Here is a 15,854-nt window from a genome sequence, read left to right on the forward strand (position 1 = left end):
TGGCGATAATCGCCCGCCCCGGAATTCCACTGTGCAGAATCGCGGCTCGAAATCGATGACCGTGGCGGACCGATGCCGCATCGATCGCGGACCCATTCGGCCCTACAGATGCCGCGCCTGTCTGCCGTTAACCGGCAGAGACCCCGCCATGCGCGCGCTGCGATGCGGCGGGAGAAGAGCTGCTATCGCGCCATCGAACCAACCGGACCCGAGGGACCGTCATGACTTCCGCCCTGCCACGCCGCGGCCGCGCCGCGTTTCCGATTCCGTCCGCCCGTGCGGGCCTGCTGATGGTGTCTGCGCTGACCGCGCTGACGACGCTGACCGCGGGTTGTGCCACCTACCAGTCGGTCAGCCCCGCCGAGTCGGCGCCGCCGGCCGACCCGATCGCGGCGATGGTCCGCATCGATCCCGATCTCGGGGCGCCGTTCTGCGTGATCGACAGCCCCGCTGGCCGCGCGCCGTTCGCGGCGACCCTGCTGCATTCGTTGCAGCGCCGCGGTTTCGAGGCGCGACTGTTGCCGCCGGGATCGTCGGTCGCGGCTTGCACGCTGACGGCGACCTACGCCGCCACCTCGCAGTCGTATTGGCGGACCTTTCTGGCGACGGCCGACATCACCGTCTATCGTCGCGGCGAACGCGTCGGCAAGGCGGTCTACGATGCGCGGCGCAGCCAGGGCGGCGTCAATCTGAGTCATCTGATCGACCCGCAGCAGAAGATCGACGAGCTGGTCGACCAGCTGTTCCCGGGCCGCCTGCCGCATCCGGAGGCGCGCGATCGCAACGCCCCGCTGTCCGATCCGAACGGCGGGACGGGCGGCAGCGCCGCCGCTACGCCAGCCTGAACGCCTGCACCGCCTCGCGCAGCTGCTGGGCGCGCTGATCGAGGCTCTCGGCGGCCGCCGCGGCCTCCTCGACCAGCGCGGCGTTCTGTTGCGTGACGCCGTCCATCTCGGCCAGCGCGCCGCTGACCTGTGCGATGCCCTGCGACTGCTCGCGCGAGGCCGCGCTGATCTCGGCCATGCGCGTGGCGATGCCTTCGACCTGGCGCACGATGTCCTCCATCGCGCTGCCGGCCTGCTGTACCGCTGCGTGGCCGTCGCGCAGATCGGAGACGGTCCGCTCGATCAGCGCCTTGATCTCGCCCGCCGCGGTGGCACTGCGCTGCGCGAGGCTGCGCACTTCGCCGGCCACCACCGCAAAACCGCGGCCGTGCTCGCCAGCCCGTGCCGCTTCGACCGCTGCATTCAGCGCCAGGATGTTGGTCTGGAAGGCGATGCCGTCGATCATGCCGATGATGTCGACCACCTGCTGCGCGTTGCGGTGTACGCCATCCATGGTCTGGACCACGCGTTCTACCGTGCTGCCGCCGTGCCGGGCCGCATCGGCGGCGCTGCGCACGGTGGCGTCGGCGTCCACGGCGGCATCGGCGTTCTGCCGCACCGTCGCGCTCAACTGCTCGATGCTGGCGACCGTGCGCTCCAGGCTGCTGGCCTGGCTCGCGGTGCGGGCCGACAGATCGGCGTTGCCGCTGGCGATCTCGCCGGTGCTGGCGACGATCGCGTCGGCGCTGGCGCGCACGGTGCCGACGATGCCCGACAGCCCCTGACCGACGCCGTCGATTGCGCGCATCAGCTCGCCGATCTCGTCGCGGCGCGCGCTGTCGAGGCGCGCGGTCAGGTCGCCGGCGGCCAGACTGTTCGCCGCGGCAGCCGCATCGGCCAGCGGTGCGCTCACCATCCGGCGCAGCATCCACCAGAATCCCGCCGACACCAGCAGCGCCAGCGCCAGGCCCGCAACGAGGAAGCGGTTGCGGTTGGCGATCAGTTCCGCGCGCAGACTGTCGACCGGCACGGAGCCGACGATCAGCCATTGCCATTCGGGGTAGGTCTCGAACGCCGTCAGGCGCAACGCAGGGGCACCGCCGTCGAACGCGATCCGATGCGTCAGGCTGCCCTGGCGCGCGGTCATCATGTCGCGCAGCCACGTCTTGCCGTCCTCGTCGCGCGCATCGAGCTGCACGGTGCCTTCCTGGCGGCGGCCGACCAGCAGCTTGCCCTGGTCGGGGCCCGGCTTGGCATCGACCACCAGGAAATGGCCGTCCGCGCCGATCGATTTGCGGCGGATGCGGTTTTTCAGCATAGCGAGCTCGGCGCTGACATCGACGCCGACGTAGAGTGCGCCGACGATCTTGCCGGCGGCATCGCGCACCGGCTCGTACTTGCTCATGTAAGGCTTGCCGAACAGCCACGTCAGCGCGCGATACGAGCGGCCGGCCTGCACTGCGGCGTAGGCGCCGCCGGCGCGATCGAGCAGCGTACCGACCGCGCGCTCGCCGTTCTGTTTCTTCAGCGAGGTGGTCACGCGCACGAAGTCATCGCCGCGGCGCGCGAACACCGTGGCGATGGTGCCGCCGGTGGTCGAGAAGAAGCGGTCCGGCACCGCGAAGTTGTTGTTCAGCACGACCTCGCCGCTGCTGAACTGCGGTGTCGGCTGGCCGGCGACCTCGATGGTCTGCTCGGGATCGACCACATACGGGCCGGGCACCAGCGCGGCAAAGCTCAGCAGGAAGCGGTCGGCCTCCTGCAGCATGGTGTCGTCGAACTGGCCGAGCAGATCGCGCAGCGTCTCGTTCTGCGCGCTCATCGCCGCGCGCTGTTGCGCCTCGAGCTGGCGCATGCTGCTGTCCGACAACACCCACGCGAACAGCCCGAACACCAGCACCTGAACGGCCAGCACGATCAGCGCCAGCCGCGTGCCGATCCGCGCGGCGCCAAGGCGCCAGCGGCGCGACGGCTTGCCGACGGACGATGGTTCGGTGGGAGAAGGAGACAGAGCGCCGGCAAGGCCGGCAGCCGACGAAGCAAGGGGGGCGGGGGCAAGGGGGCGCACGTCCGTTTCCTGCAAAAGGGAAGTTGCCGGCACCACATGGCGCACGGCGGACGCATGATCTCCGTCACGTCGTCATGGAGAGGTTTACGGCTAAGGACGCGCTGCGCTTGATGAGGGTGTTCACCGATTTCCATAGGCCTTGAGTCGGTTCGATCCCCATGACGCAACAAATCAGTAACTCATAGCGCGGCAACTATTACGAAAGCTTCATAGCCGACGAGTCGGCATGCTGGCGGTTTCGGCGCGATGCGCCTCCCGCATGATCGGCACAATGGCCAAGCACGACGACGTCTCGTACAAGTTTCTGTATACCTGCCCCGAATTCGTCAGGGATCTGCTGAAGAGCTTTGTGCCGCGGCAATGGTGGCGCAAGGTGGATTTCTCCACCCTGGAACGCATGCCGTGCAGCTACGTGACCGACGACTTCCGCCAGCGCGCCGATGACGTGGTTTGGCGCGTGCGAACAGGACAGCAGTGGATGTACCTGTACATCCTGATCGAGTTCCAGAGTACCGTCGACACCTTCATGGCCGTGCGCGTGCTGAGCTACCTGATGCTTCTGTATCAGGACCTGATCCGGCGCAAGGAGTGTTTACCGGGCCGTCTGCTGCCGCCCGTGTTGCCGATCGTGCTGTACAACGGCGAAACGAAATGGAAGGCGCCGGTGGATGTCGAAAGTCTGATCGCTCACGATGCGGACTTGCCGGTTCCGCGTTTCCGATATCACCTGATCGACGAGAGCCGGTACTCCGAAGCACAGCTCGCTCGGCGGCGCAATCTGGTGGCGGCAGTGATGCGTTTCAACCGATTGAAGAACGAGCGGAGTCTGGTTCGCGTGATTCGTGAGGTCCGTTGCTGGATCGACGGACGCAAGGAACTCAAGCGGACTTTGGCGATGTGGATGCGTGGCGTATTGTTGAGGCAGCGCAAAGGCAAGCTCGCGCTGCCACGGGTTCGCGATCTGGAGGAATTGGAAATGTCACTGGCACAACGTATGGACGAGTGGGCGGCCCGACACGAGGAGAAGGGAGAGAAGAAGGGCGAGAAGCGGGGCCTTGCGAAAGGCCGGCAGGAAGGCGCGGCCAGAGTCCTGCAGCAACTGCTGGCACGCCGGTTCGGGCCTCTCCCCGCCGACGTTGTCGCCAAGCTCAATGCGGCGCGCCCCGGGGATATCCATCGATGGAGCGGGAGGCTGCTGACGGCCGATTCGCTCGAAGCGGTTTTCCGCAAACGATAAGGGCCGCGGCGATGCTCTTGGTGGGCACCTTTGCCGCGGAGGATCAAGCCATCAACTGTCCCAGCCGCACCACCGTCACGCCCGGGCGCAGCTGGCGCAGCGACGGCATCACCATCACGCAATCCGGATACGGCGTCACCACTGGCACGCCGTCGTTCCAGCCGATCACGGTGCCCGCTTCGGCGAAGGTTTCCAGCCCGGTATAGGGACCGGCGAAGCGGAAGTTCATGCTGGTTGCCACCACAGGCTCCGTCACGCGCACCACACGCTGCGGCGCGGCCTCTGCCGACAGCCAGCCGGCCGGCAGGTCGCTGCTGTCGACGATGCCGGCCGTCAACAGGAAGCGCGCCGTGCTGTCGCGCGCCACCGCCACCGACGATGCCTCCCAATGCTGGCCGCACTCGATCAGCAGCGCATTCTTCGGGCTGGCCGGATCGCCGAAGCCGGCGTAATCGCGCATGCGCCGGCCTTCCGGATGCCCTTCGTCGACGATCACGTGCGCGGGGGCGCCCAGCGCGCGCGCCAGCGCCACGCCCTTGTCGAGCGGGCCCGACACGATCAGCGGCAGGCTTTTTTCGTGCATCGAATGCAGGTCCAGCAGCAGATCGACGCGGTCGATCAGCGGGCGCATCTCGCGCGCGCGCCGCAATTCCGACGAGTCGCGCGACGCATCGTCGAGCACCGCGGCGGTCCAGACGCGGTTGAAGTCCTGGTCGACAAAGCGGGAAGCGTCGGGCCTGGCGGGATCGAAGCGGTGATAGGCGTCGACGTTGGCGAACGCCAGCGTCAGCTGGCCGCGGCGCGGCTTGAGCCCGAGGTCCAGCAGCTCCTTGACGACGATCGCGCCGCAGACCTCGTTGCCGTGCGTCAGCGCGTTGACCATCACGTGCGGACCCGGCACGCCGCTGTCGAAGTGGTGCACGTAGCCGATGCCGGTATTGCCGTCGGCATACGGCCGGATATCGGGAAACGCGACTTCGACCGGATAGGCGTCGAGCGTGGTCATGGTGTTCATGGGGTCCTCGTTATTGCTGGATGCCGGCCGCCTGCACGATGGTGCGGTACTTGGCGGTCTCGCGCTTGACGAAGGCGGCGAACTGCGCCGGATTGGCGGGCGCGACCTCGACGCCTGCCTCGGCCAGCTTCTTGCGGACCTCCGGCATCGCGAGCACCGCCTGCATCTCGGTGTTGAGCCGATCCACCACCGTGCGCGGCGTGGCCTTCGGCGCCATCAGTCCGAACCAGACGCCCATGTCGACGCCCTTCAGCGCCGGCGTCTCGGCCAGCGCCGGCACGTCGGGCGCCACCGCAGCGCGTTTGGCCTCGGTCACGCCATAGGCCTTGACCCGTCCGGCCTGGATATGCGGCAGCGCGGAGGACAGCACCATCACCGCCAGATCGATCTGGCCGCCCAGCAGGTCGGTCGCCATCGCGGAGGCGCCCTTGTACGGCACGTGCGTGATGCCGACCTTGCCCTGCTGCTTGATCAGTTCGCCGGCCAGGTTCAGCGGCGTGCCGACGCCGGACGAGGCGTAGGCCAGCTTGTCCGGCTGCGCCTTGGCCAGCGCGATCAGCTCGCTGGCATTGCGTGCCGACAGCGTCGGCTTGCCGACCAGCACCATCGGCTGCGTGCCGACAAAGGTGATCGGCGTCAGATCCTTCTCGCCGTCGTAGCGGACCGCCGGGTTGGTCAGGCGCGCGATCGACACTTCGCTGCCCGATCCCATCAGCAGCGTGTAGCCATCGGCCTCGGCCTTGACCACCCGCGACGCGCCGATGGTGCCGCCGGCGCCGCCGAGGTTCTCGATCACCACGCTCTGGCCCAGCCGTTTGCCTAGCTCGGGCGCGATGGTGCGGGCGACCAGGTCGACGCTGCCGCCGGCCGTGTAGCCGACTACCAGCGTGATCGGCTTGGCGGGCCATTCGCTGGCACGCGCCGCGCCGGCAGGCAACAGCGACATGGCCGAGATGGCCGAGAACAGCAAGGTGGCGGCGGTGGCAGTCCGCAGCGAGATCTTCATGGCAACGCTCCCGTGTCTATGTGTTATCGATGTGGTATGGCGCGATGTTAGGGAGCGGCGCCGGGTCCGCGCATGCGGGTTTGGCAATGGCGATTGCCGGATTGGCAAGGCTTGGCGGGAGGTGACGGCGAGGTGGTGGCGCACGGCGGCGCGGCATCGTACCCGCGGCCAGCCACATCACGCCGTCGCGGCCCGCCAGAATGCTTCGGCCAGCGGACGCATCGGTGCGCGCGGACGATAGAGCCGGATCTGCAGCACCAGATCGCGATTGCCGCCGTGTTGGCCGCCCTCCGGCCCCCCGTCCGCCGCGCCACCGATATCGGCGCGCACCAGCCGGCCCGCGTGCAGATCGTCCGCGATCAGCCGTGCCGGCAGCCAGGCCAGGCCCATGCGCTGGCGCACCATCTCGTGCACCGATTCCGCGAAGTCGCAGACGGCCACCACGTCCAGGCGGCTGGCCAGTTTGCGCCGCGCGATCTCCTGATTGACCATGCGGCCCATCGTCAGGGTCTCGGCATAGGCGATGGCCGGCACGGGTGCGCTCTTGCCGCGCCCCGGCAGGCGGAAGCACGGCCCCCCGGCGGCATCGGCAGCGGCGACGCAGACCAGCCGCTCGATCCCGACCGGATGAAACTGATAGCGTGCCTCGTCGAGCCGCACGGGCAGGTCGGGCGGGCTATAGCACAGCAGGAAATCGGCATCGCCTTCGATGAACATCGCCATCGCGTCGTGCATGGCGAAGGTCGACAGCCGGGTACGAAAGCCTGCGGCCACCGGGTCATGCCGCAGCGCCTGCCGCAGCCCGGCAAGCCAGGCCGGCACCAGCGAGCGCGACAGCGTCTTGCCGGTGGCGATCACCACGGTGCTGGCGTCGACACGATGGGCGGCGCGCAGCGCGAGCCGCGTTTCCTCCAAGGTATGCAGCGCGGACTGCGCCGCCTCGAGAAACTGGCGGCCCTCTGCGGTCAGCCGGACCGGGAACACGCTGCGATCGATCAGCGGCGCGCCGGCCCACACTTCCACCGCCTGCATGCGGCGGCCGAACGCCGGCGGGGTGACATTGCGCAGTTCGGCGGCGCGGGCGAGGCTGCCGGCCTCGGCCAGGCATACAAAGTCTTCGAGCCAACGGATATGCATGGGGAGGCGCGCGATCGGTTCGTGTCGGGAGGCAAGGGGGAGCGCATCTGCGTGCGCGGCCGCGTCATTCTAGAGCGTACGGAGCGGCATGCACGCTCGCGGCGTGAACGCTCCAAGACACCAGGCGGTGCGTCCGTCATGCTCTGGACGAATCAGATAGCGGAAGAAATTCGCATCGATATTTGTCCGTCGAATGACTTGCCGCAGCCTATCGCCCCTTCCGACCGACTCCTACACTGGCTGGAAAGCCCGACCCCGCTGGAGTTCGCCATGCCGACCCTTCGCCGCCTTGTCCGCTACGCCGCCTGCACATGGATCCTGCTTGGCGGGTGGCAGACCGCGATGGCGGCGCCCCGGCCGCCGCAGCCGGCGGAGACGTTGACGCGGCAGGCGGTGGTTGCCTACGAGGCGGGGGCATTCGATACGGCACTGCGCGACTTCGCGGAGGCGGCGCGGCAGGGCAACCGGCTGGCGCAGTTCAATTACGCGATGATGCTGCTGCGTGGCGACGGTACCGCGTCGAAGCCGCAGGAGGGTCTGGTCTGGCTGAAGAAGGCGGCCGACAACGAGATGACGCATGCGCAATTCACCTGGGGTGAGCTGCACGAGCGCGGCGATCTGGTGCCCAAGTCGCTGGAGGAGGCCAACCGCTGGTATCAGCGCGCCAGCCAGGGCGGGCATATCCAGGCGCAGGTCGCGCTGGCGACCAATTACTTCATCGGCCGCGGGGTGCCGCGCGATTACGCCAAGGCCTTCGAGTGGTACACCCGGGCCGCGACCGCGGGCGATGGCGGCGCGCAGTACATCGTCGCCAGCTTCTACGAGCGCGGCGAGCCGGGCGTGGTGGAGCGCGATATCGAGCAGGCCAAGATCTGGTACGCGCGCGCCGCGGCGCGCGGCGACCCCGGCGCGCTCGCCAAGCTGCGCTCGCTGCTGGAGCAGACGGTCAGGGCGCGGACGCCGACGATGTAGTGGACGCTGTTCCCTCTCCCCTGCCCCTCTCCCGCACGCGGGAGAGGCGATGAGGTTTGCGAGGGATCGCGCAGTGTTCCGGGGAGCCTCTCCTGAGAGCGGGAGAGGGGAAGTGGTTTCCAAGGGCGGCGGTTTTCTCCCCCCTGCCGCCCGCGGGAGAGGGGCGGGGGAGAGGGCAAGCGCGCGACACCGCGCCGGCGCGCCTTCAAGTCTGAATCAGCCGCTTCTGCCGCGAGATATTCATCAGGATGCCGATCCCCATGCCCAGCGTGACCAGCGCGGTGCCGCCGTAGCTGATCAGCGGCAGCGGCACGCCGACGATCGGCAGGATGCCGCTGACCATGCCCATGTTGACGAAGGCGTAGGTGAAGAAGATCAGCGTCACCGCGCCGGCCAGCAGCCGCGAGAAGTGCGTCGGCGCATTGGCGGCGATATAGAGCCCGCGGAAGATCAGCAGCAGGTACAGCACCAGCAGCACCGCATTGCCGATCAGCCCGAACTCCTCCGAATAGACCGCGAAGATGAAGTCGGTGTGCTTTTCGGGAATGAATTCGAGGTGGGTCTGTGTGCCCTTGAGCCAGCCCTTGCCCATCAGGCCGCCCGAGCCGATCGCGATGATCGACTGGATGGTGTGAAAGCCCTTGCCGAGCGGGTCGGTGGTCGGATCGAGCAGCGTGCAGACCCGGTGCTGTTGATAGTCGTGCAGCACGGGCCAGTTGACCCCTGGCGCGCACATATCGTGCTCGAAGAACAGCAGCGCGGAAATCAGCGTCACCAGGATCGCCAGCGCCGGCAGGATCAGCTTCCACGACAGGCCGGCGAAGTAGATCACATACATGCCGGCGGCCAGCACCAGCAGCGCGGTGCCCAGGTCGGGCTGCTTGGCGATCAGGCCCACCGGCACGGCCAGCAGCACGCCGGCGACGATGAAGTCGAACCAGCGCAGCCCGCTTTCGCGTTTCTGGAAGTACCAGGCCAGCATCAGCGGCATCGCGATCTTCATCAGTTCGGACGGCTGGATCACGATGCCGACATTGAGCCAGCGGCGCGCGCCCTTGCGGATCAGCCCGAACATCGCCACGGCAATCAACAGCGCGACGCCCACGGTATAGAGCGGCACCGCCACGCGCATCAGCGTCTGCGTGGGCAGATAGGCGATCACCCACATCACTGCGTAGGACAGCAGGATATTGCGCAGCTGGTCCTCGACCCGGCCCGGCATGTCGACCGAGGCGGAGTACAGCGCGACGATGCCGGTGGCGAACAGCAGGAAGACGATCAGCGCGAGCGGCTTGTCGAAGCCGGTCAGCGCGGTCTTGATCAGGGACAGGGCGCGTCTGCGATCCATCTGCGCCTCCTTCAATGCGTAGCGTTGGCGCCCGGCGCCGCGGCGGCCTGCCGGGCGCGGGATGCGGGGGAGGGAGTCGGCGACGAAGCGGGCCCCGGCGCGGCGGGCGGCGTCTTGCGCGTGCCCGGACTGCCAGGGGCCGGCGGCGCGGCCGGAGTTGGCGGCGGGCCCTGGTGCGGCGGCTGGCTGTGGCCGAGCGCCTGGCGCATGCGGGCCTCCAGCGTCAGCGGCGCGGAGGCGGGCGCGATCGCGTGCGGATCGATGGCCGGCGCGGCGGCCGCGGCGCTGGCACCGCCTTCGGCGTCCTGTTGCTTGCCGCCTGGCTGGCCTACCGTGTCCTCGTTGGCCAGCGTGTTGCCCATCGCGGTCGCGCTGGCGATGCTGGCGGTATGGCCGGTGGTGAACACGCTGGGCGTCGCGACCGGCGGCAGGCCATGGGCTCGCTCGGATGCCGGCGGCGCGATCTCGGCCAGCTCGGCGGGCCATTTGCCCAGCAGGTAGTAGTCCATCACCTTGCGCGCGATCGGCGCCGCGTGCGCCGCGCCGAAGCCGGCGTTCTCGACGATCAGCGCCAGCGCGATCTTCGGCTTGTCCGCGGGGGCGAACGCGGTGTACAGCGCGTGGTCGCGCTTGTGCTCGGCCAGCGCGTGGTGGTTGTACTTCTCGCCCTTGGCCAGCGAGTAGGTCTGCGCGGTACCGGTCTTGCCCGCCGACTCGTAGGCGGCGCCGGCGAACACCTTGGCCGCGGTGCCCGCATGCGTGACGCCGACCATCGCGCGCTTGATCACGTCGATATCGGACTGCTTGAACGGCAGGCGGTAGCTTTCCTTCGGCACCGTCAGGCGGCGCTGCCGCGTGACCGCGTCCTCGATCGCCTTGACCAGGTGGGGCTTCATCACCACGCCGTTGTTGACCAGGATCGATGTCGCGTGCGCCAGCTGCAGGATCGTGAAGCTGTTGTAGCCCTGGCCGATGCCCAGCGAGATGGTCTCGCCGTCATACCACTTCTGCTGCTCCGGCTTGCGGTAGGCGCGCCGCTTCCAGTCGGTCGACGGCAGGATGCCGCGGCTCTCGCCCTCGATGTCGATGCCGGTCAGCTGGCCGAAGCCGAGCGGCTTCATGAAGTCGTGGATCGCGTTGACGCCCATGTCGCGCGCCAGCGCGTAGTAGTAGGTGTCGCACGAGGCCACGATCGAGCTATACATGTCGACCCAGCCGTGGCCGCCCGGCTTGTCGTCGCGGAAGGTATGGTTGCCGAGCGTGAAGAAGCCGGGATCGTGCATGCCCCAATTTGCGCTGCGCTTGCCGGTCGCCAGTGCCGCCAGCGCCATGAAGGGCTTGTAGGTCGAGCCGGGCGGATAGGTGCCGCGCAACGGCCGGTTCAGCAGCGGCTTGTCCGGCGAATTGTTCAGCTCGTTCCAGGTCGCCGTATCGATGCCCTCGACGAACAGGTTCGGGTCGAAGGTGGGCTTGGAGACGAACGCGAGGATGTCGCCGGTGGCCGGCTCGATCGCCACCAGCGCGCCGCGGCGGTCGCCGAACAGCGCCTCGGCCAGCTGCTGCAGCCGGATGTCGAGCGACAGGATCAGGTTGTTGCCGGGCGTGGCCGGCGCGGTCGACAGCGTGCGGATCGGCCGCCCGCCGGCGCTGACCTCGACCTCCTCGATGCCGGTCAGCCCGTGCAGCTCGGTCTCGTAGCTCTGCTCGATGCCGATCTTGCCGATGTAGTTGGTGCCCTTGTAGTTGTCGGCGTCCTTGCGCGGATCGTATTTGGCCGGATTGGCGTCGTTGGCCTCGTCCATCGCCTCGATGCGCTGCTGGTCCCGCTGCGAGATGCGGCCGATATAGCCGACCACGTGCGAGGCCGATTCGCCCATCGGATATTGGCGGAACAGCCGCGCCCGCACGTCGACGCCGGGGAAGCGGAAGCGCTGCGCGGAAAAGCGCGCCACCTCCTGGTCGGTCAGCTGGCTGCGGATCGGCAGGCTCTCGAAGCTGCGCGACTCTTCCATCAGCCGGCGGAAGCGCCGCCGGTCGCGCGGCTGGATGTCGATCAGTTCGGACAGCTCGTCGATGGTGTCGTCCAGCGACTGCGTCAGCTTGGACGGCGTGATCTCCAGCGTGTAGGCGGAATAATTGCGCGCCAGCACGATGCCGTTGCGGTCCATGATGATGCCGCGGTTCGGCTCGATCGGCGCCACCGAGATGCGGTTGTCCTCCGCCTTGGCAGAATACTGGTCGTGCTTGTACCACTGCAGCCAGAAGAAGCGCAGGAACAGCAGGCCGAACAGGATCACGGCGAACAGCGCCGCGGCCGCCACGCGAAGGCGGAAGCGGCCGAGCTCGAGTTCGACGTTGCGGATTTCGGTCATGGTGCTGCGTGGACGGGCGGTCGGGGCACGGAGAGGAACAGCGGTGGGAGTGCCATGCCGTCAGATCGGCCGGGTTTCGTCGACGTCGACCGAACGGCGCTGCGGCGCGAGCAGCAGGCCGGTGGCCAGCGGCCACAGCAGCGCCTCGATGCCCGGCGCGACCAGCAGCGGCCAGCCGGGCAGCGGCGCGCCCATCAGCAGCCGGATCACCACCGGCACCGCATGCGCGATGAACAGCAGCGGCAGCACGTGCAGCGCCTGGGTATAAACGCTGAACCACAGTACGCGGCGGTGGATCGTGATGGCGAAGTACGCCAGCAGCGTGTAGGCCATCGCGTGCTCGCCCAGCAGGCGAGCATCGTGCACGTCCATCAGCAGGCCCAGCACGAAGGCCACGCCCATGCCGACCTTGCGCGGCTGGTGGATGTTCCAGAACACCAGCACCAGCGCCACCATGTCCGGCACCCACAGGATGTCGCCCCACGGCAGCAGGTTGAACAGGAACGCCAGCACGAAGGTCAGCGCGATGAAGGTCGGGTTGACCGGCCGCAGCAGGTATTGGGGATGGGTCACCGCTTCTGCTCCTGACTCGACGCGGTCGAGGGCGCCGTGGCGACCGTGGCCGCGGTGTCCGCTTTCGGTTTCGGCGCCTTGTCGGCCGCCTTGTCCGCGCCCTTGCCCGCCTTCTCCGTCTTGCTGGCCTTGCCCGCCGCGCTCTTGCCGTCGTCGCCGGCCGGCAGATCGCGCGAGGGCTTCTCGGCCTCGTAGCGCACCACCAGCAGCTGGCGGTGCGAGCGCACGCCCGCGACGGGCTCGCAGTAGACACGCGAGAACGCGGTGTCGGCCTTGCGCTCGATCTGCACGATGCGCGCGACCGGCAGGCCCGGCGGATAGACGCCGTCCAGGCCCGAGGTCACCAGCAGGTCGCCCTGCTGCAGATCGGCCGACGCCGCCATGAAGCGCAGGTCCAGCATGCCGGCCTTGCCGCCGCCGAAGGCGAGGCTGCGCAGGCCGTTACGCACCACCTGCACCGGGATCGCCTGATCCTTGTCGGTCAGCAGCGTGACTTCGGACTGGAACGGCGTCACCCGCGTCACCTGGCCGACCACGCCGCGATCGTCGATCACCGGATAGCCGGCGCGCACGTCGTGCTGGCTGCCGCGATCGATCACGATGCGCTGGCTGTACGGATCGCGCGCGTCGTACAGCACCTCGGCCGCCGTGACGGGCGTCGCCGATTGTTCCTTCAGGTCCAGCAGCTTGCGCAGTTGCCGGTTCTCGGCCTCGAGCTGGGCCTGGCGCAGCGCATCGTCGGCCTGGGCCACCGCGCGCCGCCGCAGCTCGCGGTTCTCGCTGGCCAGCGCGGCCGACGACTGCAGATAGTCGAACGCGGTGCGCGCCATGTCGCGCGGCACCAGCACGGCGCGCTCGACCGGCATCAGCACGGTAGCGGCAACCTGCCGGACCGTGGACAGCGCATCGAAGCGGGCGTCGACGACCAGCAGCACCAGCGCCATCGTGACGAAGATGACCAGGCGCGCGAACGCAGACGTACCCTGCTTGAATAGCGGTGGCGGCGTGTAATCCATTTAGCCGTACGCAGGCGGTGGCGGTCCGCATCGCCGGCACGCCGCGCGCGGGCGTCCGGGGGCGGACCGGAATTGGCGGAGTCGCGCAGGCCGCCGGGTGGCGGCGGCCGGCTTGGCCGGGGTGGCGCGGCGGCGTACCTGCCCGTGGCCGGCCTCGGCCAGCGGTGCGGGCAGGGCGCGCTTCGCCACGGGAACGATCCTTTGCCGGACCGGCTTACTCGTAGGCGAAGATGCTGCCGAGCTTGTCCATGCGCTCCAGGGCCATGCCCGAACCGCGCACCACGCAGGTCAACGGATCTTCGGCCACCAGCACCGGCAGGCCGGTCTCCTCGGCCAGCAGGCGGTCCAGGTCGCGCAGCAGCGCGCCGCCGCCGGTCAGCGTGATGCCACGCTCGGCGATGTCGGCGCCCAGTTCCGGCGGGGTCTGCTCCAGGCCGATCTTGACGGTGGAGACGATCTGGTTCAGCGGATCGGTCAGCGCTTCCAGGATCTCGTTGGACGAGACCGTGAACGCGCGCGGGATGCCCTCGGACAGGTTGCGGCCCTTGACCTCCATCTCGCGCACTTCCGAACCGGGGAAGGCCGAGCCGATTTCCTTCTTGATCGCTTCGGCGGTCTGCTCGCCGATCAGCATGCCGTAGTTGCGGCGGATGTAGTTGACGATGGCTTCGTCGAACTTGTCGCCGCCGACGCGCACCGAGCCCTTGTAGACCATGCCGCCCAGCGAGATGATGCCGACCTCGGTGGTGCCGCCGCCGATATCGACGACCATCGAACCCGACGGCTCGGACACCGGCAGGCCGGCGCCGATCGCGGCGGCCATCGGTTCCTCGATCAGGTAGACCTGCGAGGCGCCGGCGCCCAGCGCCGACTCGCGGATCGCGCGGCGCTCGACCTGGGTCGAACCGCACGGCACGCAGATGATGATGCGCGGCGACGGACGCAGCAGCTTGCTGTCGTGCACCATCTTGATGAACTGCTTGAGCATCTGCTCGGTGACGGTGAAGTCGGCGATCACGCCGTCCTTCATCGGGCGGATCGCCTCGATATTGCCCGGCACCTTGCCGAGCATCTGCTTGGCTTCCTTGCCGACTGCCTGAATGGTCTTCTTGGCGTTCGGGCCGCCGCCCAGGTGGATCGCGACCACGGACGGTTCGTCCAGCACGATGCCCTTGTCACGCATGTAGATCAGCGTGTTGGCGGTGCCGAGGTCGATCGCGAGATCGTTGGAAAAGTAGCTGCGGAGAAATCCGAACATCAGGAGTCCTGTTTTCTGGTGGGTTCGCAGGTATGCGAAGCGGCCGGCGCCAGTCCTTGGCGCCGGCCGCGATATTCATATGTCGTCGATGGAAACGGCGCGCGTCGTCCGCGCATCCACGGTCCCGCCCTTGCCGTTGCAGTGCGCCAGGCGAACCGCAACAGTCCGGGGGAAGCGCCCCGCCGGGGCCGGCGGAACACACTCCCACGGGAACCTTTGATTAGACGGCGCCAGAAAGTTCGCCAAACTTCATTTGGCGGATGGCCGGACGATGGTCCGGGCGCCACAGACCCGGCACCCACGATGGGGGCAGCAGCGAGTCGGTCTAATCGGAGGATCCTGGTCCGGGCCCCGGCGGGCAGTCGGGTCCGGCGTCCTTCAGCGGCCGGGCCTTGGGTCCAAGCGGCGAAGGCGCCGCCAGGGGCGGCGGCAAAACGGAATGATACCTTATAATTCCGCGTGTTTCGGCGGCAAATTGCCCTGAAAAAACCTGTAAATCTGACGATCGTCGGGCGCCGCGCGCGGCACTTGTCCCAGGCCGAGGCCGGGCCGACACCGGACCCGACGCGGCGCCGCCCAAGGTACACGGGCCTGACCCGGTCCAGCGCCTCCCGACTCTGCCCGCACGGTCGTCGTTCTCCCGGTTGACCCCGGGCCTTCTGGAATTCCTCGCACCCACGCCATGGCACTCGAGCTTACCGACGTCAAGCGCATCGCCCATCTTGCCCGCATCGACATCAGCGATGAAGAAGCCGGCCAGACGCTCGGGCAACTGAACCAATTCTTCTCGCTGGTCGAGCAGATGCAGGCGGTCGACACCACCGGCGTCGCGCCGCTGGCGCATCCGCTGTCGGCGGTCCGCGAGATGCAGCAGCGCCTGCGCGAAGACGCCGTCACCGAACCGAACCGGCGCGACGACTACCAGCGCCCGGCGCCGGCTACCGAGGCTGGCCTGTATCTGGTGCCGAAGGTCATCGAATAAGGTCCCGTACCGGGTTCGCCGACGTATCGCGACCGTTCGGTATCGG

At 68.3% G+C, this 15,854-nt stretch carries 13 protein-coding genes; 4 read left to right on the forward strand and 9 right to left on the reverse strand.

Going from position 1 to position 15,854, the window contains the following annotated elements:
* Positions 1-221 precede the first annotated feature (221 nt).
* Positions 222-845: an Sbal_3080 family lipoprotein gene (locus tag J5T34_RS15855; protein WP_244258957.1), complete on the forward strand. Its 624-nt coding sequence runs from the start codon at positions 222-224 to the stop codon at positions 843-845.
* Here the strand turns inward: J5T34_RS15855 and J5T34_RS15860 are convergent.
* Positions 832-2,892 (reverse strand): methyl-accepting chemotaxis protein, encoded by a 2,061-nt coding sequence (locus J5T34_RS15860; protein ID WP_347880659.1) that lies wholly within the window; start codon positions 2,890-2,892, stop codon positions 832-834. The two genes, J5T34_RS15855 and J5T34_RS15860, sit on opposite strands and share 14 nt — an antisense overlap.
* A gap of 226 nt (positions 2,893-3,118) precedes the next feature.
* Between J5T34_RS15860 and J5T34_RS15865 the strand changes: the two genes are divergently transcribed.
* Positions 3,119-4,129, forward strand: coding sequence for an Rpn family recombination-promoting nuclease/putative transposase (locus tag J5T34_RS15865; RefSeq protein WP_208580590.1), 1,011 nt, complete (start codon positions 3,119-3,121; stop codon positions 4,127-4,129).
* 43 nt (positions 4,130-4,172) lie between these two features.
* Here J5T34_RS15865 and J5T34_RS15870 read toward each other — a convergent pair whose 3' ends face one another.
* The 3 genes from J5T34_RS15870 to J5T34_RS15880 form a co-directional block, all read right to left on the reverse strand.
* Positions 4,173-5,144, reverse strand: coding sequence for a M14 family metallopeptidase (locus J5T34_RS15870; RefSeq protein ID WP_208580592.1), 972 nt, complete (start codon positions 5,142-5,144; stop codon positions 4,173-4,175).
* A gap of 10 nt (positions 5,145-5,154) precedes the next feature.
* On the reverse strand, positions 5,155-6,150 hold the full coding sequence (locus J5T34_RS15875; RefSeq protein ID WP_208580594.1) for a Bug family tripartite tricarboxylate transporter substrate binding protein: 996 nt from the start codon (positions 6,148-6,150) through the stop codon (positions 5,155-5,157).
* Positions 6,151-6,327: 177 nt separating this feature from the next.
* A complete protein-coding gene (locus tag J5T34_RS15880; RefSeq protein WP_208580597.1) occupies positions 6,328-7,287 on the reverse strand; it encodes a LysR family transcriptional regulator in 960 nt (319 codons plus the stop codon).
* A 270-nt stretch (positions 7,288-7,557) separates the two neighbouring features.
* Here J5T34_RS15880 and J5T34_RS15885 point away from each other — a divergent pair, with 270 nt between their 5' ends.
* Positions 7,558-8,259, forward strand: coding sequence for a tetratricopeptide repeat protein (locus J5T34_RS15885; protein WP_208580599.1), 702 nt, complete (start codon positions 7,558-7,560; stop codon positions 8,257-8,259).
* A 205-nt stretch (positions 8,260-8,464) separates the two neighbouring features.
* Here J5T34_RS15885 and rodA read toward each other — a convergent pair whose 3' ends face one another.
* From rodA to J5T34_RS15910, 5 genes are all read right to left on the reverse strand, one after another.
* Positions 8,465-9,607 carry a rod shape-determining protein RodA gene (gene rodA / locus J5T34_RS15890; RefSeq protein ID WP_208580601.1) on the reverse strand — a complete coding sequence of 381 codons (1,143 nt, stop codon included), beginning with the start codon at positions 9,605-9,607 and terminating at the stop codon, positions 8,465-8,467.
* Positions 9,608-9,618: 11 nt separating this feature from the next.
* Complete coding sequence (gene mrdA, locus J5T34_RS15895; protein WP_208580603.1) at positions 9,619-11,979, reverse strand: penicillin-binding protein 2; 2,361 nt, start codon at positions 11,977-11,979, stop codon at positions 9,619-9,621.
* A gap of 60 nt (positions 11,980-12,039) precedes the next feature.
* Positions 12,040-12,552 carry a rod shape-determining protein MreD gene (mreD, locus tag J5T34_RS15900; protein ID WP_208580605.1) on the reverse strand — a complete coding sequence of 171 codons (513 nt, stop codon included), beginning with the start codon at positions 12,550-12,552 and terminating at the stop codon, positions 12,040-12,042.
* Positions 12,549-13,568, reverse strand: coding sequence for a rod shape-determining protein MreC (gene mreC / locus J5T34_RS15905; RefSeq protein WP_208580607.1), 1,020 nt, complete (start codon positions 13,566-13,568; stop codon positions 12,549-12,551). The genes mreD and mreC overlap by 4 nt, the downstream gene beginning before the upstream one ends.
* Before the next feature lie 214 nt (positions 13,569-13,782).
* Positions 13,783-14,826: a rod shape-determining protein gene (locus J5T34_RS15910; protein WP_023264573.1), complete on the reverse strand. Its 1,044-nt coding sequence runs from the start codon at positions 14,824-14,826 to the stop codon at positions 13,783-13,785.
* Between the two features lie 682 nt (positions 14,827-15,508).
* On the opposite strand from J5T34_RS15910, the gene gatC reads away from it, so the two are divergent.
* Positions 15,509-15,808 (forward strand): Asp-tRNA(Asn)/Glu-tRNA(Gln) amidotransferase subunit GatC, encoded by a 300-nt coding sequence (gene gatC, locus J5T34_RS15915; RefSeq protein ID WP_208580609.1) that lies wholly within the window; start codon positions 15,509-15,511, stop codon positions 15,806-15,808.
* The last annotated feature ends 46 nt before the right edge of the window (positions 15,809-15,854 follow it).

Origin of the sequence: Cupriavidus gilardii (genome assembly GCF_017598945.1) — a bacterium.
Lineage (GTDB): Bacteria > Pseudomonadota > Gammaproteobacteria > Burkholderiales > Burkholderiaceae > Cupriavidus > Cupriavidus gilardii_E.